The organism is Aquirufa originis (genome assembly GCF_042714495.1).
Classification (GTDB): Bacteria; Bacteroidota; Bacteroidia; order Cytophagales; family Spirosomataceae; genus Aquirufa; species Aquirufa originis.
In genome coordinates, this window is record NZ_JBBKXY010000011.1 from 1 (window position 1) to 255 (window position 255).

Below are 255 nucleotides of genomic sequence, written 5' to 3' on the forward strand. Positions count from 1 at the left end.
TAACAAGGTAGCCGTACCGGAAGGTGTGGCTGGAACACCTCCTTTCTGGAGAAGCTATTATTTTCGGGTAGACACATTAGTGTTTATTCATCTTCTTTGTTTTTATCACACGCTTAAAGGAAACCTGTTCGAAAGAGAGCAGCTTTCAAAAAGATTTAAGTAAGGATTAAGCGGGCTTGTAGCTCAGGTGGTTAGAGCGCTACACTGATAATGTAGAGGTCCGTGGTTCGAGTCCACGCAGGCCCACAAGAAAAA

At 43.9% G+C, this 255-nt stretch carries 1 tRNA gene; it reads left to right on the forward strand.

Features of this window, described 5'->3' with window-relative positions:
* The first annotated feature begins 172 nt into the window (after window positions 1-172).
* Window positions 173-246 (forward strand) — tRNA-Ile (locus tag SKC35_RS11415).
* Window positions 247-255 lie beyond the last annotated feature (9 nt).